19 protein-coding genes are annotated in these 21,198 nt (G+C 40.1%); 15 read left to right on the top strand and 4 right to left on the bottom strand.

Annotation, left to right across the window (positions count from 1 at the left end):
* The first annotated feature begins 2 nt into the window (after positions 1-2).
* Both B2X72_RS03620 and B2X72_RS03615 read left to right on the top strand, forming a co-directional pair.
* Positions 3-881: a rhomboid family intramembrane serine protease gene (locus tag B2X72_RS03620; RefSeq protein ID WP_286848298.1), complete on the top strand. Its 879-nt coding sequence runs from the start codon at positions 3-5 to the stop codon at positions 879-881.
* Positions 826-1,989 (top strand): endonuclease/exonuclease/phosphatase family protein, encoded by a 1,164-nt coding sequence (locus B2X72_RS03615; RefSeq protein ID WP_244294384.1) that lies wholly within the window; start codon positions 826-828, stop codon positions 1,987-1,989. The genes B2X72_RS03620 and B2X72_RS03615 overlap by 56 nt, the downstream gene beginning before the upstream one ends.
* Here the strand turns inward: B2X72_RS03615 and B2X72_RS03610 are convergent.
* A complete protein-coding gene (locus B2X72_RS03610; RefSeq protein WP_286848296.1) occupies positions 1,979-3,589 on the bottom strand; it encodes a S41 family peptidase in 1,611 nt (536 codons plus the stop codon). The genes B2X72_RS03615 and B2X72_RS03610 overlap by 11 nt on opposite strands.
* A 311-nt stretch (positions 3,590-3,900) precedes the next feature.
* Here B2X72_RS03610 and B2X72_RS03605 point away from each other — a divergent pair, with 311 nt between their 5' ends.
* The 5 genes from B2X72_RS03605 to B2X72_RS03585 all read left to right on the top strand — a co-directional run bounded on the left by B2X72_RS03605 (position 3,901) and on the right by B2X72_RS03585 (position 8,770).
* On the top strand, positions 3,901-4,470 hold the full coding sequence (locus B2X72_RS03605) for a hypothetical protein (protein WP_075994411.1): 570 nt from the start codon (positions 3,901-3,903) through the stop codon (positions 4,468-4,470).
* Between the two features lie 130 nt (positions 4,471-4,600).
* The gene (fumC, locus tag B2X72_RS03600; RefSeq protein WP_088163154.1) at positions 4,601-5,998 is read left to right on the top strand and encodes a class II fumarate hydratase; all 1,398 of its coding nucleotides are present in this window, start codon (positions 4,601-4,603) and stop codon (positions 5,996-5,998) included.
* Between the two features lie 105 nt (positions 5,999-6,103).
* Positions 6,104-6,535 (top strand): fumarate hydratase, encoded by a 432-nt coding sequence (locus tag B2X72_RS03595; RefSeq protein WP_227550058.1) that lies wholly within the window; start codon positions 6,104-6,106, stop codon positions 6,533-6,535.
* Positions 6,536-6,598: 63 nt separating this feature from the next.
* The gene (locus B2X72_RS03590) at positions 6,599-7,753 is read left to right on the top strand and encodes an MFS transporter (RefSeq protein WP_286848294.1); all 1,155 of its coding nucleotides are present in this window, start codon (positions 6,599-6,601) and stop codon (positions 7,751-7,753) included.
* Positions 7,754-7,768: 15 nt separating this feature from the next.
* A complete protein-coding gene (locus B2X72_RS03585; RefSeq protein WP_286848292.1) occupies positions 7,769-8,770 on the top strand; it encodes an acyltransferase in 1,002 nt (333 codons plus the stop codon).
* A gap of 21 nt (positions 8,771-8,791) precedes the next feature.
* Here the strand turns inward: B2X72_RS03585 and B2X72_RS03580 are convergent, their stop codons facing one another.
* Complete coding sequence (locus B2X72_RS03580; RefSeq protein WP_286734455.1) at positions 8,792-9,256, bottom strand: copper resistance protein NlpE; 465 nt, start codon at positions 9,254-9,256, stop codon at positions 8,792-8,794.
* A gap of 195 nt (positions 9,257-9,451) precedes the next feature.
* Positions 9,452-9,826: a DUF3127 domain-containing protein gene (locus tag B2X72_RS03575; protein ID WP_075994416.1), complete on the bottom strand. Its 375-nt coding sequence runs from the start codon at positions 9,824-9,826 to the stop codon at positions 9,452-9,454.
* 77 nt (positions 9,827-9,903) lie between these two features.
* On the opposite strand from B2X72_RS03575, the gene B2X72_RS03570 reads away from it, so the two are divergent.
* The 7 genes from B2X72_RS03570 to B2X72_RS03540 all read left to right on the top strand — a co-directional run bounded on the left by B2X72_RS03570 (position 9,904) and on the right by B2X72_RS03540 (position 16,931).
* Positions 9,904-11,082 (top strand): THUMP domain-containing class I SAM-dependent RNA methyltransferase, encoded by a 1,179-nt coding sequence (locus tag B2X72_RS03570; RefSeq protein ID WP_286848315.1) that lies wholly within the window; start codon positions 9,904-9,906, stop codon positions 11,080-11,082.
* Positions 11,075-11,722 (top strand): HD domain-containing protein, encoded by a 648-nt coding sequence (locus tag B2X72_RS03565; protein WP_088163158.1) that lies wholly within the window; start codon positions 11,075-11,077, stop codon positions 11,720-11,722. The genes B2X72_RS03570 and B2X72_RS03565 overlap by 8 nt, the downstream gene beginning before the upstream one ends.
* A 264-nt stretch (positions 11,723-11,986) precedes the next feature.
* Positions 11,987-12,754: a glycerophosphodiester phosphodiesterase gene (locus B2X72_RS03560; protein WP_088163159.1), complete on the top strand. Its 768-nt coding sequence runs from the start codon at positions 11,987-11,989 to the stop codon at positions 12,752-12,754.
* 102 nt (positions 12,755-12,856) lie between these two features.
* On the top strand, positions 12,857-13,693 hold the full coding sequence (locus B2X72_RS03555) for an endonuclease/exonuclease/phosphatase family protein (RefSeq protein ID WP_088163160.1): 837 nt from the start codon (positions 12,857-12,859) through the stop codon (positions 13,691-13,693).
* A 229-nt stretch (positions 13,694-13,922) separates the two neighbouring features.
* Complete coding sequence (locus B2X72_RS03550; RefSeq protein WP_286848289.1) at positions 13,923-14,741, top strand: DUF4197 domain-containing protein; 819 nt, start codon at positions 13,923-13,925, stop codon at positions 14,739-14,741.
* A gap of 346 nt (positions 14,742-15,087) precedes the next feature.
* Positions 15,088-16,350, top strand: a complete 1,263-nt coding sequence (gene pepT / locus B2X72_RS03545) for a peptidase T (protein WP_286848287.1) — start codon at positions 15,088-15,090, stop codon at positions 16,348-16,350.
* A gap of 17 nt (positions 16,351-16,367) precedes the next feature.
* Positions 16,368-16,931: a nitroreductase family protein gene (locus tag B2X72_RS03540; RefSeq protein ID WP_286848285.1), complete on the top strand. Its 564-nt coding sequence runs from the start codon at positions 16,368-16,370 to the stop codon at positions 16,929-16,931.
* A 109-nt stretch (positions 16,932-17,040) separates the two neighbouring features.
* Here the strand turns inward: B2X72_RS03540 and B2X72_RS03535 are convergent, their stop codons facing one another.
* Complete coding sequence (locus B2X72_RS03535) at positions 17,041-18,237, bottom strand: ATP-binding protein (RefSeq protein WP_286848283.1); 1,197 nt, start codon at positions 18,235-18,237, stop codon at positions 17,041-17,043.
* Positions 18,238-18,549: 312 nt separating this feature from the next.
* On the opposite strand from B2X72_RS03535, the gene B2X72_RS03530 reads away from it, so the two are divergent.
* A partial coding sequence (locus tag B2X72_RS03530) for a TonB-dependent receptor (RefSeq protein WP_286848282.1) occupies positions 18,550-21,198 on the top strand: 2,649 nt, incomplete at its 3' end.

Genomic DNA, 21,198 nt, shown 5'->3' with positions numbered 1-21,198 from the left:
CAATGAATAACATCGGTTTAAAAGATTTTTGGAGACAAACCTATAAAACTGGATCGCCCGTACCTTTGGTGATCAGTATTCAGGTCTGTTTATTTGTCCTCATTTATTTTTTAGACCTGCTCTTCGAATTAAAAATTGTACCACAAAGCTTTTTGGAGCCTACGGTGCGTCTATTAAGTTTACCGAGTAATTTCTCAAGCTTTATTGCACAACCCTGGTCATTGGTTACATCGAATTTCGTTTACGTCAAGCTCTGGACCATACTTTTTGATAGTCTCTGGCTCTATTGGGTCGGTCAGATCTTCTTTACCTTCTTAAACAAACGGCAATTTCTATTTGTCTATATCGCCTCATGGCTGCTCGGCAGTCTTCTTTATGTGGGCTTTGGATCACTTATTCCCGTTTCTGACAGCGTGCAGCTCATGGGCGGCTCTCTCCCCCTGGCAGCGATATTGGCAGCAATTGTTACTTTGGTTCCCAAGTACGAATTACGCTTCCTGCTTATTGGTACTGTTAAGCTAAAATTAGTGGCCATTGTTTATTTTGGGCTAGAATTTCTTGCCCTTACGATGACCAATCGACCTGCTGCCATCTCGTATTTTGCAGTTATACTTTTTGCAATGGGATTCACTTATGCGCTAAAATCGGGAATGGACTGGTCTACGATTTTTCAGAAAAAACAACAGAAGCCTGCAAAAATGAAAGTCGTTGTAGGTAACAATATTCCGACAAATCGGAAACATCGTTATGACTTACCCAATCAGGACGAAATCGATGCTATCTTAGATAAAATTTCTGTTTCTGGCTACGACAGTCTAACGAACCATGAAAAAGAAACGCTCTTTAGGGCAAGCAATAGTGGTGACAAGGTTGATGGATAAAAGGACATTTTTAAGAAGAAAACTGGGCTTTATAAGTAAAACAATGTTCCTGGCAAATATGCTTGCGATCGTTGCATTGCTTATGAGCTATTCGGCGACCTTCATTAATCCTAAATCTTTTTGGCCCATTGCATTTATGGGCCTGGGCTACCTTCCAATTCTCCTTATCAATATTGGATTTATCTTTTACTGGCTACTCCGCAAACGAAAAATTGCACTTTATTCACTCGTTACAATCCTCATTGGATGGCCTTTTTTAACTAAACATTGGAACATTCGCAAAGAGAATGCCCCTGTATCCTCCGAGACACGTACCCTTCGCATCATGACCTTCAATGCTCATTTGTTCAAAAAAGTAAACGATGAGAAAAAAAACTTTAAAGCCGACGTTGTCCGAATTATTGACAGCATATCTCCCGATGTGATCTGCTTTCAGGAATATATTAGCAAGATTAAAGGAAAACATGTGTTCTCAGAGGAATTCAAAGATAAACTGGGCTATGATTATTTTTTCTTTGAGCCTAGTTCTAAAAACGATTACGAGGCGTATGGAATGGCTGTTCTTTCGCGTTTCCCGATCTATGATTCAGGGACCATCAGAGACAACGATTACGGAATCAACCGGATTAGTTATGTAGATATCAAAAAACAGGATACACTGATCCGCATTTACAATATACATTTACGTTCTTTTGCGCTTCAAAATGAAGACAAGGAATTTATCCAAAATCTGTCGAATAATAATGAATCGGATAATTCGAGGACACGTAAATTGAGCCGTAAACTTAAGAATGCCTTCGAGCTTCGTAGCGAACAGGCGCATTCGTTAAAGAAACACATGAATGAATGTCAATATCCTTATATTGCGGTAGGTGATTTCAATGATACGCCAATGAGCTACTCGGTCAATCTAATTGGAGACAGGCTGTATAATGCATTTAAGGAGAAAGGTAATGGCTGGGGAGTAACCCATCATGCCCTGCTTCCGATATTCCAGATCGATTATATTTTTGCCAGTCCGAAATTTCAGGTAATGAACTATCAGATTGTCAAACAGAAATTGTCGGATCATTATCCTGTATGGTCTGATCTTAGACTTAAACCTTAGGCATTTGATACCCCAACGTTTTAAGACCTATTTCAATAAATTTATCTCTTCGGTTTTTGATTTTGTAATACGCTTCACGACCAAAATAATACCGACCGACCAAGGCCTCGATATCGGATTGAATTAAATCATGTAAGTTTTTTGCTTCTTTGGCTGTGACCGCGATCCGCTTTTGGCTATTAAGATATGAAATGAATAGATCAAATTCTGTTGCTGGCAAGTGATAGCCACTAATAAAATTTTCGATAGAATATGCCGGCAGATGTTTCGTGAAACGATCATAAACAAACTCTTCGATCGCATTGGAATGAAATATCTCGCGGTACTTGGCACTGGTTTCATTGGTGTCAATCGGGATAGTCACGTCCGGAAGAATACCGCCACCACCGAAGACAAGCTTTCCTTTACTGGTTGTAAACATTTCCTTTTGACTGAATTCGGTATCCATTGTCCATAGATCGAAGCCTGTCATGTATTTTGCTGCATCAAAATTAGCGCGTGTGTATTTTCGCTGAATGCATCTTCCAAGAGGGGTATAATAGCGAGCGACAGTCAGATTGATTGCAGAACCGTCTGAAAAATCAAATTGCTCTTGCACCAAACCTTTGCCATAGGACCTGCGGCCGACAATCGTTGCCCGATCCAAATCCTGAAGAGCACCGCTCAAGATTTCGCTTGCTGATGCTGTGCTTTCATTGATCAGCACAATGACCCGGCCATCACCAAAATCGCCCGCCTTCTCAGAATAGAAATCCTGGCGTAGTTCATTCGCACCCTCGGTATACATCAACAGTCTCTTTTCTTTGAAAAATTGACCAGCCAGATCAATTGCCGTATGTACAAATCCGCCACCATTATTACGTAGGTCCAAAATAAGATCTTGAGCTCCGCTTTTTCGTAAGTCAAGGAGTGACTGCCGGAATTCATCTGCTGTCTTATGTCCAAATCTTCGAATTTTCACATAAGCTGTTTTCGGAGCGATCATATACGATGCATCTAAACTCGAAACATTTACCTGATCACGAATGACTTTTATTGGATTGCCCAATACTACTCCATTGCGTTGAATGGAGATCAATACAGCTGTCCCCTTCTTTCCGCGGATCAGTTTTTCAATTTCGGATTCCGCAACCTTTCTTCCGACAAGATCCTTATTTCCGATCTTTAAAATGCGGTCGCCAATACGCATACCTGCTTTTTCAGCGGGACCAGCTGCAACCATCCCAACAACAAGTAGCGTATCTTTCAGGCGAAAGTACTCTACTCCGATACCATCAAATGTTCCCTCAAGAGTTTCTTGCTTTGCTAGCACTTGATTGGGTTTCAAAAAGGTGGAAAAAGGATCCAGGCGGGAAACAACATGCTCAATGGCTTCATCCTGCACGGTGTCTATACTGACATTGTCGACGTAATTCTCGGAAATTAACTGAATGAGATATTGTAATTTATCGGAATTGCCATTGGAGCGCAAACTTGAAAAGGTGGTTTTCTGGTTACTTCCCTGCTCCTCGGCATAATTTTGTCCCAACAGCAAGCCGAGAAGCAATACTGCAGCATATGTAGCGGCTACAAAAATATTTCGTTTAATACTTTTCTGCATGGGAAATCTTCATGAATTACCGAAGATGAGACAAACTATTCAACAATTAATTACTTTATCAAAAATAGCAAGTTTATTCGGTTAAACGAGTTTTTGAACCCATATTTTTACATTAAAAACAAAAAATTCACGACCTTGTTTTGGCTAGCAAACAAAGCTGTCCATGATTAAAAGTCTTTATCAAAAATCATAACCAAACAGCTCGTAGGAGTGCCAAACATTTAATTTCAATAGATGACAATGATCGCTATAATTTAACTTGCAAATTCGCGTAAATTTATCTTAGTTTGAATTGAAAAAGATTCCACTTTATGCACGAAATCGAACCTTATTACAATTGGCGGGACTATTACATTGCCGCTGAAGATGAACAATCCCCATTTTATGGTACAGTCTACAGCGAATTCGATTTTGACAAACAGATCTATAATTTCCTTCTGCACCCACAATGGGACGAATTCGGTTCGCTTACCTTATATCTGAAAATACTATTTGTAGACTATGAAAAACAATACTGTATTATCGAACTGATTGGTGAATGGAATGATGCAATCTACAATGACATCATGTTGCTCAAGCGAGAGATTATCGATGTATTGATCAGTCAAGGGATCAAGTATTTTATTTTAATCGGAGAGAATGTACTGAATTTTCATGCTTCAGACGACTCTTACTACGAGGAATGGTTTCAGGATATCGAGGACGGATGGATTGCGGGTATTGGTTTCCGAGAGCATGTTATTGAAGAATTCCAACAGCAAAATATAGATTATTACATTAATTTCGGTGGTACATTGAACGTAATTCCCTGGCGGACGTTAAAACCGAAACAGGTTTTCCATCATGTGAATGATTCCTTGACAAAACGTCTTGGTTTTTAAAACCTGCTTATTGTGTCTTTATGCTTTAATCCTTGTTCTTTACTGTATTATCCTGTAACTTTGTGAGTGATGTATAATGTGCTTTGCACATATGCTTTTAATTTTTACGTTTTACTTATACTTACATACTATGTCATTCAGAATTGAAAAAGACACAATGGGTGAAGTTCAAGTACCTGCAGACAAATACTGGGGTGCACAAACAGAGCGTTCACGCAACAACTTTAAAATCGGACCGGCAGCTTCAATGCCACACGAAATCGTCGCAGGCTTTGCTTATTTGAAAAAAGCAGCTGCTTATGCTAACCACGAGTTGGGGGTATTACCTGTAGAGAAACGTGATGCGATCGCTACAGTATGTGATGAGATCTTGGCAGGTAAATTGGATGATCAATTTCCATTGGTTATTTGGCAAACGGGCTCGGGTACACAATCCAATATGAATGTGAACGAGGTTGTCGCAAACCGTGCACAAGTATTGGCTGGACATAAAATTGGTGAAGGTGAACCTGTATTAAAAGCAAATGATGATGTAAACAAATCACAATCATCTAACGATACTTTCCCTACAGGAATGCATATTGCGGCTTACAAAGCTGTTGCTGAAGTTACCATTCCAGGTGTAGAAAAATTGCGTGACACATTGGCGAAAAAAGCTGAGGAGTTTAAAAGCGTGGTTAAAATTGGCCGTACACACTTAATGGATGCTACCCCATTGACTTTAGGTCAAGAGATTTCAGGTTATGTTGCTCAATTGAACCATGGTCTGAAAGCTTTAAGAAATACACTTTCGCATTTGTCAGAACTTGCATTGGGTGGTACTGCTGTAGGTACAGGATTAAATACACCAAACGGATATGACGTTGTCGTTGCTAAATATATCGCTGAATTTACCGGCCTACCTTTCGTAACCGCTGAAAATAAATTTGAGGCATTGGCTGCTCACGACGCAATCGTTGAAACACACGGTGCATTGAAGCAATTGGCTGTTTCATTAAATAAAATTGCAAATGATATCCGTATGTTGGCTTCTGGCCCACGTTCAGGTATCGGTGAAATCTTGATCCCTGAGAACGAACCAGGATCATCGATTATGCCAGGTAAAGTTAATCCAACGCAATGTGAAGCATTGACAATGGTTGCGGCGCAAGTGATGGGTAATGATGTGGCTATTACAATTGGTGGAACGCAAGGTCACTATGAACTGAACGTGTTCAAACCATTGATGGCCGCAAACTTCTTACAGTCTGCTCGCCTATTGGGTGATGCTTGTGTTTCATTTGAAGAGCACTGTGCAGCTGGTATCGAACCGAACTACAAACGCATCAAAGAATTGGTAGACAACTCCTTGATGTTAGTAACGGCACTGAACACAAAAATTGGTTACTACAAATCAGCAGAAATCGCACAAACAGCACATAAAAATGGTACTACGCTTAAAGAAGAAGCCGTACGCTTAGGTTATGTGACTCCTGAAGATTTCGATGCCTGGGTAAAACCAGAAGATATGGTTGGAAGTTTAAAATAAGCTGTGACTTTTATTTCAATAAAAAACATACGAACAAAAACATACCTATTGGCACTTGCCATAGGTATGTTTTTCTTTTTTACTGCCTGCAAATTCAATTCGGATATGCAGAACGAAGGCGCACCCTTTTTACAGGGAGAATGGGTCCAAGACAGTATTCCAGGACAACAGCAGATGATGCAATATACCTTGACCGATTTCAAGTTTACCTGTGATTCTGTTTACGCGACCATGCACGTCAACAATAAGGTACAAACAATCCCGGATAGCTGTTACAAAAATGGATCCTGGACAGAACATGCAAAGGGTATTTATGTTTTGCGTGGAGACTCCATCATTGTCGATGGTATTTATACCAAAGAGAATGGCAAGCAGAAAATTTCAGGCTGCTATCTTTCCGGCCAGTATATCCCCCGCTTTAAAGTTGTTTATCATGCTGCGGATTCGGTGGTACTGGAAAGCAGATTAGATCAACGTCAGATCATCTTAAGAAAAACTAAAAATATTACTTGTGTCCCTCAAAAAAGGTATCAATAATTTTTAGTACAATCTATTTATTATCTTCGTACCATTATCGTACAACCTCAACCTTAAAATACAATGAACAAAGGAATTATCGCTTTGGCATTTGGCGGACTTGCCATCGGAATGACCGAATTCACGATGATGGGTATCTTGCCTGATATTGCCAAAGATCTTCATATCGAGATCCCTACTGCCGCGCACCTGATTGCACTATACGCACTGGGTGTTGTTGTAGGTGCCCCAACATTAGTCCTATTTACGGGAAAATATCCGCCAAAGAAGGTATTACTTTTTTTAATGTTGCTCTTCTTTATTTTCAACGGCCTATTTAGTATTGCTCCAGGTCAATTTTTGATCAGCCTCTCCCGTTTTATGGCGGGGCTTCCGCATGGTGCATTTTTTGGTGTTGGATCTGTTGTTGCTGCTCGGTTGGCACCAAAGGGAAAAGAAGCCCAGGCTATATCTATCATGTTCACAGGAATGACCATTGCCAATTTGGCTGGAGTACCGCTAGGAACCTACCTCGGCCATCATTATTCATGGCGTTTGACGTATGGTATCATTAGTGTATTGGGGTTAATCACTTTTGCAGCAATTTATGCTTGGATGCCAAAAATTGAAGCTTCCAAAGGGAATAACATCTTTAGCCAGCTCAACTTCTTCAACAAAAAAATTGCCTGGCTATTAATGGCTATTATCGCCATCGGTACCGGTGGACTTTTTGCATGGATCAGTTACATCGCACCTTTAGTGACCAATGTGTCGGGCATCGCTGCTGATCGCGTACCGTTGATTATGGTCCTGATCGGTGTTGGTATGTTTTTCGGGAATCTTATCGGCGGAAAATTGGCCGATACAATCTCCCCAACCAAAGCTGCGATCGCTAGTTTTTCCGCCATGGCGCTATGCCTTGTGATGGTTTACTTTATATCGCCATTGGGCTGGACAGCCTATCCTTTGGCATTTATTACTGGACTGGTATCCTTCACCATTGGTTCGCCGACACAACTGATGTTAATTCGCGCTTCAAAAGAAGCTGCAACATTGGCTGCGGCAGGTGGCCAGGCTGCCTTTAACCTGGGCAATACCTTAGGTGCATTTTTAGGTGGAATTCCAATAACCTGGGGTTTAGCTTATAACACACCTTCGCTTGTTGGCGTGGGCATGGCGAGCATTGGCGCACTCCTAACGCTGCTGTATTTGAAAGCCTACGACAGTAAAAGTCAATAAAAATAGCATAATCAAATGGCGCGAACCAGTTATATCAGTGTACTACGTATTGTTGCGATATTCCTCGTTATCTTGATTCATTCCTCTTCGGGCTACCTAAACAGCAATGAATTTGAGTCATTCGACTGGAGTTATGCCAATTGGATCAATAGCTTCTCGCGCTTTGCAGTACCCCTGTTTGTCATTATTTCAGGCGCTCTGCTGCTACAGAAAGACGAAAGCACGGGACAATTTTATCGGAAACGTCTGTTAAAAATTGTCCCGCCCTTTCTTTTTTGGACGATCGTCTATCTTCTCTATTATTTTATTCGGTACATTGATTTTGACTACATTGGTTTTCCACAAGTTATTAACATTGTGTTAATTCGCTTAAAATCAGGAACGAATGCACACCTTTGGTATCTATACATGATACTTGGGCTCTACCTTGCAGTTCCTTTCATACGCAAAATTGTTGGCAACTGCAGTAAAAGGGAACTTGAGATCTTTTTGGGATTGTGGTTTGCAGCGTTATTTTTTACGAATAAATGGTTCAATAGTTACCTACCTAATTTTGACCTGACCTTTTTCTCGGGGTATGCGGGTTACCTTGTCTTGGGGCATTATTTACGTAATTATCCAATCCAAATGGTCAAATTATCAAGTTTTACGTTTTTTCTGATCTGTTGTTTAATTACGGCTTCGGGGACATCGCATCTGAGTGTTTCTCGCGGAGAGTTTGACCCGACACTTTACAACTATCTTTCGCCAAATATCGCATTGAGTGCAGGCTTTTTATTCATCTTCGTGCAAGGCCTTAAACTCTCAGAACAGCTCAACCCCTTCTGGGAATTTATCGACATTCACAGCTTTGGCATTTACTTATGCCATATTTTATTGCTGAATTATATTCATCCTTTGCTTCCATTATCCACTTTGTGGAAAATCCCGGCAGCAACAGTGATCACCCTGTTGGCGAGTGCCTTACTGACGTATCTTCTCCGAAAAGTTCCCTACGGTAAATACGTCAGCGGCTAATTCTTTCATCGGAGCTTCGTTTTACAGTTTCTCTCCTTCGACCTTATTGTACACATAGAGATGTGCATTGGGGCCATCGATCGCATGGCCTTCCTGATCTAGTCCAATCAGCTTATTTTCGCCGACCTTCAATTTCATATTTGTCTCTTTCCCCGTGAGATGAACAACGGATCCGTTGTCATGCCACATGACTTTGCCAGTATCTTCAACCTTGGTATTTTTATTAATATATTCACTGACGATGGCAAAGGTATTATCATTCTTTAAGGTGATATTGGTTTTGATACCTTCACAATCTGCACAGGGAATAGTAGCTTCATAGGTACCAGCCCAATCCAGTGAGTTTTGCGATGTATGAGCAGTATCTACTGCCGCGGTCTCATGTACTGAAGAATCTGCTGTAGCATGCGGACTCTCTTTTGAAGTTTGATTGCATGCACTTAGCGAAACTGCTGCTAAGCAAAGAAATAATACGGATGATTTCATATTTATTGTTTTTTGATGTACGACACCGTATAGCAAGCAATTTCAGCGCCAAGAAAAATCAGGCGCCCATGCTGATGCTATGAAAGAAAAAAGGCTTCTTGAAGAAGCCTTTCTATTGTAAATAACTGAATTGTTTACAGTTCAAATAATCTATTGGCTACCGCAAGGGCGATAGTGCATAAAATCCTCTTCAGATTAGAATGGTAGATCATCATCATCTGATGAACCAGCCAAATCTACAGGAGCAGGCATATCCGCGTAACCTGGAGAAGATGGTGCTGGAGCAGCATTACCTAATTTTGTTACACGCCATGCGACCAATGAATTGAAATAAGTTGTTACGCCATCTTTATTAGTCCAAGGACGACCACGAAGATTAAAAGATACTTCTACCTCTTCACCAATTGCTAGGTTATCAAAAATTGACGTTCTGTCTTGTGTTGATTCAAAACGGATATACTCAACAAATTGTGGGTTTTCGGCATAAGCTACAATCATATCGCGTTTTTTGAATGATTCTGTCACTTGTTGTGTCGCTCCTATCTCGTGTACTTTTCCTCTAATTTCCATAATCAAAAAAATAAATATTAAAGCGTAAAATTAAGCAATTTTTGAGGAAGAGTTTAATTAACTTTGTACAAAATATGATGGAAGTTTTCAACACCCCCAATAAAGTTATTATAACGTGCAATAAGCGCTTATCACCTTATTTGCAACAGGAAGTTAAAGAGTTAGGTTTTGACATTGTCAGGGCATTTCCGACAGGAGTAGAATTAAAGGTCAATATAAACGATACGATCAAGCTCAATCTGAACCTGCGCACAGCATCTCAGATTTTGTATTCGTTAAAAGAGTTTACGGCCAATAATCCGACGGAGCTCTATGACGAATTGCGTCAAATCGCATGGGAAGAACTCATTCAATTTGACGGATACTTCTCTGTCAGTTCCAATGTGGACAATGAGACAATCAGCACACCATTATTTGCAAACGTCAAGGTTAAGGATGCAATCGTAGACCGTATCAAGGAAAAAAAGGGTATGCGCCCTAATTCAGGTCCGGACAATAATAAAGCGGTTGTGCACTTGTACTGGAAAGATGACCGTGCTGAAATTTTTCTCGATACCTCAGGTGAAACACTAGCGAAACATGGCTACCGGAAAATCCCTGGAAAAGCGCCAATGTTAGAAGCCCTGGCAGCCTCAACTATTATTGCATCCAAATGGGATGGTAATTCTCCTTTTGTGAACCCGATGTGTGGATCCGGAACCTTAGCTATTGAGGCAGCTCTGATTGCTACAAACAGAAAACCTGGATTATTACGCATGAACTATTCATTTATGCATTTCATAGGTTATGATGAAACAGTTTTCTTCCAGGAGCGTCGCGTACTTAAAGATCAGATCAATAAAAAAGCGGCACCGCAAATTATCGCAAGTGATATTTCGGAAGAGGCTATCAACGTCTCCAAGATGAACGCAAGAACTGCTGGTGTAGAGCAATTAATTTCATTTGAAGTATGCGATTTTGCCGAAACACACGTTCCTAAAGAAGGAGGTGTCATTTTATTCAATCCTGAATATGGTGAACGTTTGGGCACACACAGCAAGCTAGAAATTACCTATAAGCGTATGGGAGATTTCATGAAACAGGAATGCAAAGGTTATAGAGGCTATATATTTACTGGAAATCCAGATCTGGCAAAGAAAATCGGGTTGCGTGCATCCCGACGTATAGAATTTTATAATGGTAAATTAGATTGTAGATTATTAGAATACGAATTATACGAGGGTACTCGCGAAAAAACAAAAGTATTGTATGAATAACATTATTGAGCGCACAGTAGCATTTGTGCAAGACCGGTTGAAATTTGCAGAAGCAGGCCACGATTGGTCGCATATTCAACGCGTATGGAACAATACGAAGTTAATTTTAGAAGATGAAGAAGCAGATGTTATGGTGTGCGAACTGGCGGCGCTATTACATGACATCGCTGACAGTAAATTCCATGATGGCGACGAAACAATCGGCCCTCGTGTTGCCGGAGAGTTTTTGGCAAGTCTAGAAATTTCGCCTGAGATCATTGACCATGTCAAGAAAATCATCTTCAACATGTCTTTCAAAGCAAGTTTAGGTGAAGTTTCATTCCATTCAAAAGAGATGGAGATCGTGCAAGATGCTGACCGTCTAGATGCTATTGGCGCAATAGGTATTGCCCGCGCGTTTAGCTTTGGCGGAAACAAAGGCCGTGAGATGTATAATCCCAATGTTCCCGTTCAGGAATATAAGGATAAGGAAGCGTACAAGCATTCGGAAGCTCCTACAATCAATCACTTCTACGAAAAGCTACTATTGTTAAAGAATAAGATGAATACAGAAGCCGCGAAAAGAATCGCAGCGCATCGCCATGATTATATGCTCAGCTTCCTAGATGAGTTCATGGCCGAATGGAACGGTAAAAAATAAATTACACTTAACAATTCCTAAATATAAAAGTGGTACTTTAGATCTTGTACATCGAGATAAAAAGTACCACTTTTTTTGTTCCATGTAAAATCAGCTTTTAAACAGCTTTGTAAGAAACGATCCTATCATTAGGGGTCGATTTTTTACCATAAACATCTTAATCGGTAATATAATGCCCAAAAAGAGAAATAGAATAGGAATAAATCAACGAGTGAAACGTGCAAATTATGCCGTTGAAAACAAACACTCATACATAATTATCACATGAAAAAACATATTTTTAGCTGTCTGACACTAGCCATGGTGATCTCATCGTCGGCATTATTTGCACAAACTAAGGCCATTGCACATCGTGGCGTATGGAAAAACAGCCATCTTCCACAAAATTCCATTGCTTCTTTAACAGCAGCCCACGACCTTAAGCTCTTCGGATCCGAATTTGATGTGCATTTGACCAAAGACAATATTCTTGTGGTCAACCACGATAATGATTTCTATGGTATCGATATTGCCACAGCAACGTACAAGGAGCTCTTAGAAAAGAAGCATCCTAACGGTGAATCTATTCCCACTTTGGAAGAATATCTTAACGCTGGTAAAAAATTGAAAGGTTTACGTCTTATCCTTGAATTGAAAATCAATAAACTCGGCGTAGAGCGTACACTTGAAGCGACAACAAAAACGGTGGAAATGGTTAAAAACTTGAAAGCAGAGAAAGTCACTGATTATATTTCCTTTAGCTTTGAGGCTTGTCAGAAGATTCACGAACTGGCGCCTAAGGCCAATATTCAATACCTCACAGGCGATAAAACTCCTGCTGAGGTGAAGGCCGCAGGAATAAATGGTTTGGATTATCACTTTTCGGTTTTCAAAAAGAACGCGACATGGCTGAAAGATGCACATCAACTTGGCATGAAAGTGAACGCGTGGACAGTAAACACAGAAGAGGAAATGACAAATCTAATTAATCAGAAAATTGATTTTATTACAACTGACGAACCTGAATTGTTGCTCCGTGTATTAAAGAAATAACAATACCGTTGAAATAGTCATGTATTCTAATCAGTCGACCACTTATCAGGCCGACTTCATGAGCATGACCGTTTCAGTACCTTTTTAAAAACTAGATTCTAAATGAAAAAAAGTATTATTCTCGCTTTAGCGCTCTGCCTATCCTATCTATCTTATGCACAGGAATTTATTGCAGCAAGCTATAATATCCGTCAAAGAAATACCGTCGATGTTGACAACATGTGGAACGACCGCAAAGTTCCGCTAACCAATCTGATTAAATACCATGGCTTTGATATCTTTGGTATCCAAGAAGGTTTTTTTGATCAGGTTCAAGATCTTAAAAAGCTCCTTCCTGGATTTGATTATGTGGGTGTTGGTCGCGACGATGGTGCACAAGAGGGCGAACACTCGGCTATTTATTACAATACAAATCGCTTTAAAGCAATAAAGAGCGGAACTTTCTGGCTTTCGGCAACAGATACCGAACACCCGAATAAAGGCTGGGATGCAGCACTACCTCGGATCTGTACCTGGGGTATTTTTGAAGACAAGGCCAACAAAAAACGCTTCATCTTCATGAACACGCACTTTGACCATATCGGCCGTACTGCACGCACCGAGAGTGCCAAGTTGATTCTAGAAAAAGCAAAAGAGTTTGCCAAAGACCTACCTTTGATTTTAACCGGCGACTTCAATGTGGATGAAAAAGATGAGGCTTATTTCACATTAGCCAATAGCAAAGTAGTCACTGACGTACATGAACTGGCAACATTCAAATATGAACCCAATTCTTCCTTCAATGGCTGGGGCAAAAGCATCAGACCAACGGGCCGCATTGATCATATTTTTATTACCAAACCTTTCCAGGTTAAAAAATATGGTATCCTGACGGACACGTATATGAATAAATTCCCCTCAGATCACTTTCCAGTAGCAACGACGCTCTCCTGGAAATAATATCATGTTAATTACAACAACCCTATAACACAAACAGCAGGTTCGCTTAGAATCTGCTGTTTTATTTTGTGGGACAGCTTTTTATTTATACCGCATCTGGGATAGCGATTCAGCACAATGTAGCGCATCTGCTACGATTCTTGACAATAGCTATGGTTCCTAGCAATTGCTTTAAACTTTCACATAAATTAACAGTCGATATGTTTAATTTTGACAACAAAACAATAACATGATGAAATTTCCACTATTATATTGCACACTATTTGTCTCAGGACTACTTTACTCCAATGCAAGTGAAGCACAGATTTTTAAGAAAATCAGTGAAACATTGACAAAAGCAAATCAGGGCCAAACTGACAGTACTAAAACGACCACAGCATCAAATACTAAAGCAACAGCATCCAAATCCAATACCTTGACGTCTTTATCCAACAAAGATGCTTCATTGGGGATCAAACAGGCTTTAAGCAATGGTTTAAATCTGAGTATCGAATCTTTAGCCAAGAAGGATGGTTTTTTGGGCGATGCGGCAGTAAAGATTTTGATGCCTGCCGAAGCACAGAAAGTAGAAAAAACGCTTCGCGCTGTTGGTATGGGAAAATTATGCGATCAGTTTATACAGAGCATGAACAGAGCTGCTGAGGGAGCCGTTAAAGAGGCTGCCCCCGTATTTGTCAATGCACTTTCAAAGATGACAATTACAGATGCGACCAATATTCTTCTAGGCAGCAAAGAAGACGCCGCGACAACGTTTTTTAAAACAAATACATCGACAGAATTAACGAGCAAATTTAGTCCAGTTATCAAATCTGCCATGGGTACAAACAATGTGGACCAGTATTGGACACAATTGACTTCAGCTTATAACAACCTCCCTTTAGGCAATAAAGTGGAGACAAATCTTACTGCCTACGTTACGCAGAAAGCAATAGATGGTCTTTTCATTAAAGTTGCCGACCAGGAGTCAAAAATTAGACAGAACATAGGCGGCAGCAGAAATACCAATATTTTACAGAAAGTATTTGGTTACGCAGACGAAAAGAAATAGAGAACAATACAATAAAAAAGGACCTGTCAACGATTTGATAGGTCTTTTTTTTAATGTGGGATCATCCAAGATTTATGTTCACATAGCTATGGGTAAAACTTTACTGTTCAAAAGCGCTACAACACATTGTATGTAGCAATAAATTATAGGTAACAATAAATTCCTTGCAGCGGGAATTGGGGTTGTGCTCCCTCCTATGAGTTTCAGTTATTGTCAGTTTGTTAACAAATAGAATTAAACCTGTGGAGTAGGGACAAATTGTTTGTAAATGCAACCAAATTAAATTGCAAATAAAAAGCAATTTATCTAAGTTTGACCACCCTTATCACATTAAGGCTATTAGAAAATGAGCACATTTGAGATCAACAACATAAGTGATTTTTCGGTATCCGAAAGATTTCAACGCTATGTACAGATTGACACACAATCTGATGCAAATTCACCAACATGTCCTTCTACGGAAAAGCAAAAGAACCTTGGAAAGTTACTTGTAACGGAGTTGCTAGCATTGGGTATTTCAGACGCAGCAATGGATGAAAATGGATATATCTATGCAACTATTCCATCCAATACTGCAAAGCAAGTTCCTGTTATCTGCTTCTGTTCTCATATGGATACATCTCCGGACTCTTCTGGAAAAGATGTTAAACCACTGGTTCATCCTAATTATCAGGGCCAGGATCTTGTGCTTCCTGACGACAAGAGTATTATCATCAAATACGCCGAACATCCCGATCTAGCCAATCAAATTGGCAATGATATCATTACAGCGAGTGGCACCACTTTGTTGGGTGCAGATGACAAAGCAGGTGTGGCCGAAATCATGGATGCTGCCCGTTTATTAATGAAACATCCTGAAATCAAACATGGTGATATCAAAATTCTTTTCACACCAGATGAGGAGATTGGCAGAGGTGTTGATAAAGCAGATTTGAAACGTTTAGCAGCAGATTTTGCTTATACAATGGATGGCGAAAGAGCTGGAACCATTGAGGATGAAACATTTTCAGCGGATGGAGCTACATTAACGATTCATGGTGTGTCCGTACATCCGGGCTTTGCTAAGGGTAAAATGCAAAGTGCCATCAAAATCGCCAGTGCGGTAATTGATGCACTACCAAAAGATCGACTTTCACCTGAAAGTACCAATAAAAAAGACGGCTTTGTACACCCTGTTCATATCAGTGGATCTGTGGAAAAAGCTGAAATTCAATTTATCGTACGCGATCACGTTACAGCCAATCTAAAGAAACATGAAGATGAGCTGGAAGGCATCGCAAAATCGATTGTCGAACAATATCCAAACTGTACCTATACTTTTGTCGTAAAAGAACAATACCGTAATATGAAAGAAGTGCTAGATCAGCATCCTGAAATTATGGAAATCGGTATGGAAGCCATCAACCGTGCAGGAATGGTGGCCGAAAGAAGAAGTATCCGCGGTGGAACAGATGGCTCCCGCCTTTCGTTTATGGGCTTACCTTGTCCAAATATTTTTGCTGGAGGGCATGCCTTCCACGGAAAACAAGAGTGGGTAGCTGTACAAGATATGGAAAAAGCCGTCAAAACAATTTTGCATGTTGTATCTTTATGGGAAGAAAAAGCATAAAGGAAAAATAAATTATAATGAAAAACGACGTATTAAAAGCAATACACTACAGAAGATCCGTATTTCAAGCTTCCTTTACTGAAGAAGAAGTCAGTAAAGAGGATATCTTGAGTATCTTGGAAGCGGCCAATGCTGCTCCAACACACAAAAGAACACAACCTTGGCGTTTTGTGATCTTCCGCAAAGAAGGATTAGAACGTTTAGGCATTGAATTATCACGTATCTACAAATCGGTAACACCTACAGAGAAATATACTGAAGCAACAGAAATAACAATGGGCAAAAAAGCAACACAGTCAAACGTTGCCATTGCGATTGTTGTCAATTATACGGGTGAAGTTCCTGAATGGGAAGAATTGGCTTGTACAGCTGCTGCAGTTGAAAACATGTGGTTGGCTGCACACTCGCTAAATATCGGGGGATACTGGGCGACTCCAGGTTTAATCAATCACTTGGGTGGTTTCTTAAATCTCGAAGAAAATCAAAAATGTATCGGTCTATTCTACTTAGGACACCACCAATCTGAGGCGCGTGAACCTATCCGTACACCCATTGCAGATAAAATTCGTTGGGAAGAGTAAATCTCTATATAGAAATACAGAGCGGTCTAGCCACACTTCCAGGCCGCTTCTGATTTTTTCTTGCTACCATTTGCATCAAATAGTATGCTATTAATCAAATAGTATGCTATTAATATAAAAAGCCAAACAACCATAGTGGGACCTTATTTTGATGACCAAACTCAATGTCATCTGCTGCAATGTAGGCATTGTTTATTCCTTTAATTTGTTTATTGGACTTGTCTCTCCCTCCTACCTCAAAGGTGTACTTTTCATCAACAATAAAATCTCCTTGCTCCGCATAGTTCACCTGATGTTGAAATGCAAGTTGGTTAACAAAAAATGTTTCCCTTAGATTTCCAGGGTTAACATTCTCATGTGCAAATAAGAAGGAAAGGTTGGTATTGTCTAGAAAAATTTTAGATGGTTTTTGTAACTGACTTATACCTTCACCCACCTTATAGAGATTATGCGTTAAACTAATTTCATCCAAATAGTAGAGATAAGACAACAGAGTTGTCCGGCTAATACCAATCTTTTCACTGAGCTTACTGATGTTAGGCACAAAAGGGACAGATTCAGCAATGATAACAAGCAATTGCTTAATCTTAGTAACATAAGCGATATCTACATTTCGTAAGAGCGGCAATTCAATTTCCAGAATCATATTAATGACCTCCATTACTCGCATCTCATATAAATCAAGCTGTTCTCGGTAATAAGGATAATACCCATATTTCAAATATTTCTCAAAATACTGAAAAGGTTTAACCATGGCATTGATTTTATAGTCCACTTTGCTATGCTCTTCTAAAATTTGATCCAGGCTAAATATTGGGAAAGTAGTTTTTGTTTCCAATGAAAGAAATTCACGAAAGGAAAATCCCTGCATTTTGTAAACTACTGCCCTACGACTTAAATCAACACGGGCATTCAGAATTTCTAAAAGGGAGGAGCCAGTAAAGATGATCTTCATCTCAGGGTAGTCGTCATAAATATTTTTTAATATTTGGGCCCAGCCTTCATATTTATGTACTTCATCCAAAAACAGATACTTTCCTCCTTTTTGATCGAATTCATATACTAAATCCAGCAAAGACTTATTATTGAACCACACTGCATCCAAACTGACATAAAGCACTTCGTCCAACCTGTCGAACAAATTTAGCTTAATGTATTGAAGCAATAAGGTCGTCTTACCAATTCCCCTTGCTCCTTTAATTCCAATTAAACGAGCGGACCAATTAATTTCATACATTATATTTCGTACAAAATTCATATCCACAAACCGTATACGTCGTTTAAATTGTTGAACTAGTTCTTCCATGTGATAATGTTTATTTTGTTTGAAAAATACCTATTTTGTTTATTATAAAAAACAAAAATATAAAAAATCGTTCACTGCACTGAACAAAAGAAACAAATATTTATCTATTTAAAGATATTTTAATAGCAAACCGCTCGGTTTCTTCCGAGCCGCCCGCTCTGTGTATAGGTTAATTAATTATACGCAATAGGCAACCTAAATCCATTTTTATTAAATATTTAATAATGAGCCCTTAACCATTTAACAATCTTGCAGGGATAATTTCGCAACATACTTGTGACAGACACTAATCAACTAAAAAGTGAAATTATTATGCAAAGACAGATCATTTGGTTAATCTCATTGACCATCATTACATTTTTTCAAATTCCAACCAACAGCTGGGCTCAGGGTACGGAAGCAACCATTACAGGTCGTATCATGGACAACAATGGCCCCGTAAAAGGAACGTCTGTATCGGTAAAAAATGAATCTACCGGGTTTAAACAAACAACACTGACGAATCAAAATGGTATCTATACCTTTCCACAATTACCTTTAGGGTCACCGTACAGCATATCAGTAAACCATGTTGGCTATGCCGAACAAAAAAAGACCGACTATAAATTAAGCTATGGTGACGAACTCAATGTAGATTTTACCTTATCATCAGCCGAAAATAAATTGGATGAAGTCATCGTTCAGGGAACTGCAGCTGATCTAAAAAACAAGATCAAGACATTGGGTGCATCCACAGCTATTACGGCCAATGATCTCAAAAAAATGCCTGTAAATGGACGTAATTTCTCCTCGCTAATTGATTTATCACCTGTTAGCAGTGGAACAAATCTAGCCGGACAACGAGCATCTTCGACCAATTTTACGGTAGACGGCATGAATTCACGGAGTACCGTCGCTGGCGGGAACAGCGGTGGCGCCTATTCAATCTCCATGGAAGCGATTCGGGAATTCAAGGTAGTGACCAATGACTACGATGTCACGTTCGGCCGCAGCGGTGGCGGAAGTATTACCACAGTAACCAAATCAGGCACCAACACCTTAACGGGAAGTGCGTTCACTTTTGCTCGTGCGGGCTGGCTTTCGAGCAAGTACAACCTGAATGGAACGGCACGTAAACAAAAATTCTCCACCTATCAATATGGATTTTCACTTGGTGGGCCAATCATCAAGGACAAAGCCCATTTCTTTGTAACCTGGGACCGTCAAATGGATACCCGCCCACTTCAGATCGCTGATATTCAAACAACCGAGGATATTGCACGTTACAAAGTAACGCAGGCTACTTTAGATGAGTTTACCCGCATTGCTGTGGGCAAATATGGCGCTAGCGCCGATCGTCTGTTTGGCTCTTTCGACAAAAAGAAAAAGACCGATGCTGCCTTTGCCCGCATTGACTGGCAGTTGAACGATAAAAACCTATTGACAATTCGTAACAACTTTGTCTACGATATGGACAATCAACAGGAAGGGGACAATACAGGGATCAATGTTTTTGAATCTTATACCAACAGAAGATACATAAACAATAGCCTAATGGCCTCCTTGCGTACGTCTATCAACTCCAAACTGACCAACGATTTGAAGGTACAACATTTCTATGAACGCTCAGAAGCACAGCATAATGTTGCTGGATTTGATCAATCACACAGTATTCCGCGTGCGATCGTCGAATCCGTTCAATCTGTAGACGGTACAAATAAATATACCAATTCAATACAGCTTGGTGGTCAGCGTTACGCGCCAGAATGGTTCAACGGAAATATGTTACAATTGGTCAACAACCTATATTATAATACAGATAAAATCAAATATACCTTCGGTGCAGATGTCATGTATACCAACATGGACTTCCGCTACGGCAGCGAAATGAATGGTCGCTTTTATTTTACCGGTCTGCAAAATTTCGACAACCTGACTCCTTATCGCTATGCCCGTGATGTATATATGACCGACAAAGAAAACACCCTGGTCAACAATCTGGCTGTAGGCCTTTATGGACAAATGGAAGCTAAAATCGCAAGAGGTCTTGATGTTGTCGGCGGCCTACGTCTAGACAACACGAAATACCTAAAGAAGGCAACATTCAACCAAACGGTCTATGACGAACTGGGTCTCTCGACCGATAATGGGATCAATACTTTTCAGATACAGCCCCGTGTGCAGTTCAACTGGGATATCAATGAAGAAAAGAAAAATATCATCCGTTTTGGCGCTGGTATATTCGGTTCGGCCCTCAACCCCTATTCTATGTTAAACAATATGTTGTTTGATGGTTCACGCATTGCCGGTGTAGATATTACTGACCCGACCTTAATTCCCAAGCCAAATTTTGCAGGATATCGCAAGGATCCCGATACAGCTCCGGGACGTGAATTGTTGGACAATCCAAAGATTGAAAAACTTGTCACCATCAATACCAATAGTAAGGATGTGAAAGTGCCGACGGTATATAAAGCCAATATCTCCATCAATCACTTTTTCACACCTTCATTACGTATCGGATTAAGTGCTTACGGAACTTGGGGACGCAACAATTATATGTATGTAGATCGCAATATGGTGGAGGACCCTTACTTTAGACTTACTGCCGAAGGTAACCGTGGGGTGTATGTTCCTGCATCGAGCATCAACACGACAAATGGTGCCGCCAACTGGACCAATAGCCGTAAAACCAAACAAATAGGCCGTGTATTAGAAATGAACAGTGAAGGGAAAAATAATTCTTACACCGTTGTACTGGACGGAACTTATCGTTATTATAAGGACGGTCAGATCACCATGTCTTACACTTGGAACGATACAAAAGATAATACCTCCTATAACGGTAATGTTGCCAACTCCGCCACCCTTTCCCTGATGGTCAAAGATGATCCACGCGACTTGAGTACGATGACATATTCGGACAATCAATTCCGCCATAAAGTCGTCTTTTATGGTACCATGCCATCATTATGGGGTGTT

It is taken from the genome of Sphingobacterium sp. UBA7253 (assembly GCF_002472745.1).
Taxonomy (GTDB): Bacteria; Bacteroidota; Bacteroidia; order Sphingobacteriales; family Sphingobacteriaceae; genus Sphingobacterium; species Sphingobacterium siyangense.
The sequence above is the reverse complement of the archived record's forward strand: the minus strand, read 5'-3'. Positions and strand labels throughout refer to the sequence as shown.

Excerpts from the sequence above, each read along its gene's own strand:
- B2X72_RS03620 (WP_286848298.1), top strand. The coding sequence starts at position 3 with ATGAATAACATCGGTTTAAAAGATTTTTGGAGACAAACCTATAAAACT.
- B2X72_RS03590 (WP_286848294.1), top strand. The coding sequence starts at position 6,599 with ATGAACAAAGGAATTATCGCTTTGGCATTTGGCGGACTTGCCATCGGA.
- fumC (WP_088163154.1), top strand. The coding sequence starts at position 4,601 with ATGTCATTCAGAATTGAAAAAGACACAATGGGTGAAGTTCAAGTACCT.
- B2X72_RS03585 (WP_286848292.1), top strand. The coding sequence starts at position 7,769 with ATGGCGCGAACCAGTTATATCAGTGTACTACGTATTGTTGCGATATTC.
- B2X72_RS03535 (WP_286848283.1), bottom strand. The coding sequence starts at position 18,237 with ATGGAAGAACTAGTTCAACAATTTAAACGACGTATACGGTTTGTGGAT.
- B2X72_RS03615 (WP_244294384.1), top strand. The coding sequence starts at position 826 with ATGAAAAAGAAACGCTCTTTAGGGCAAGCAATAGTGGTGACAAGGTTG.
- B2X72_RS03570 (WP_286848315.1), top strand. The coding sequence starts at position 9,904 with ATGGAAGTTTTCAACACCCCCAATAAAGTTATTATAACGTGCAATAAG.
- B2X72_RS03575 (WP_075994416.1), bottom strand. The coding sequence starts at position 9,826 with ATGGAAATTAGAGGAAAAGTACACGAGATAGGAGCGACACAACAAGTG.
- pepT (WP_286848287.1), top strand. The coding sequence starts at position 15,088 with ATGAGCACATTTGAGATCAACAACATAAGTGATTTTTCGGTATCCGAA.
- B2X72_RS03610 (WP_286848296.1), bottom strand. The coding sequence starts at position 3,589 with ATGCAGAAAAGTATTAAACGAAATATTTTTGTAGCCGCTACATATGCT.
- B2X72_RS03540 (WP_286848285.1), top strand. The coding sequence starts at position 16,368 with ATGAAAAACGACGTATTAAAAGCAATACACTACAGAAGATCCGTATTT.
- B2X72_RS03555 (WP_088163160.1), top strand. The coding sequence starts at position 12,857 with ATGAAAAAAAGTATTATTCTCGCTTTAGCGCTCTGCCTATCCTATCTA.
- B2X72_RS03595 (WP_227550058.1), top strand. The coding sequence starts at position 6,104 with ATGCAGAACGAAGGCGCACCCTTTTTACAGGGAGAATGGGTCCAAGAC.
- B2X72_RS03550 (WP_286848289.1), top strand. The coding sequence starts at position 13,923 with ATGATGAAATTTCCACTATTATATTGCACACTATTTGTCTCAGGACTA.
- B2X72_RS03605 (WP_075994411.1), top strand. The coding sequence starts at position 3,901 with ATGCACGAAATCGAACCTTATTACAATTGGCGGGACTATTACATTGCC.
- B2X72_RS03565 (WP_088163158.1), top strand. The coding sequence starts at position 11,075 with ATGAATAACATTATTGAGCGCACAGTAGCATTTGTGCAAGACCGGTTG.
- B2X72_RS03580 (WP_286734455.1), bottom strand. The coding sequence starts at position 9,256 with ATGAAATCATCCGTATTATTTCTTTGCTTAGCAGCAGTTTCGCTAAGT.
- B2X72_RS03560 (WP_088163159.1), top strand. The coding sequence starts at position 11,987 with ATGAAAAAACATATTTTTAGCTGTCTGACACTAGCCATGGTGATCTCA.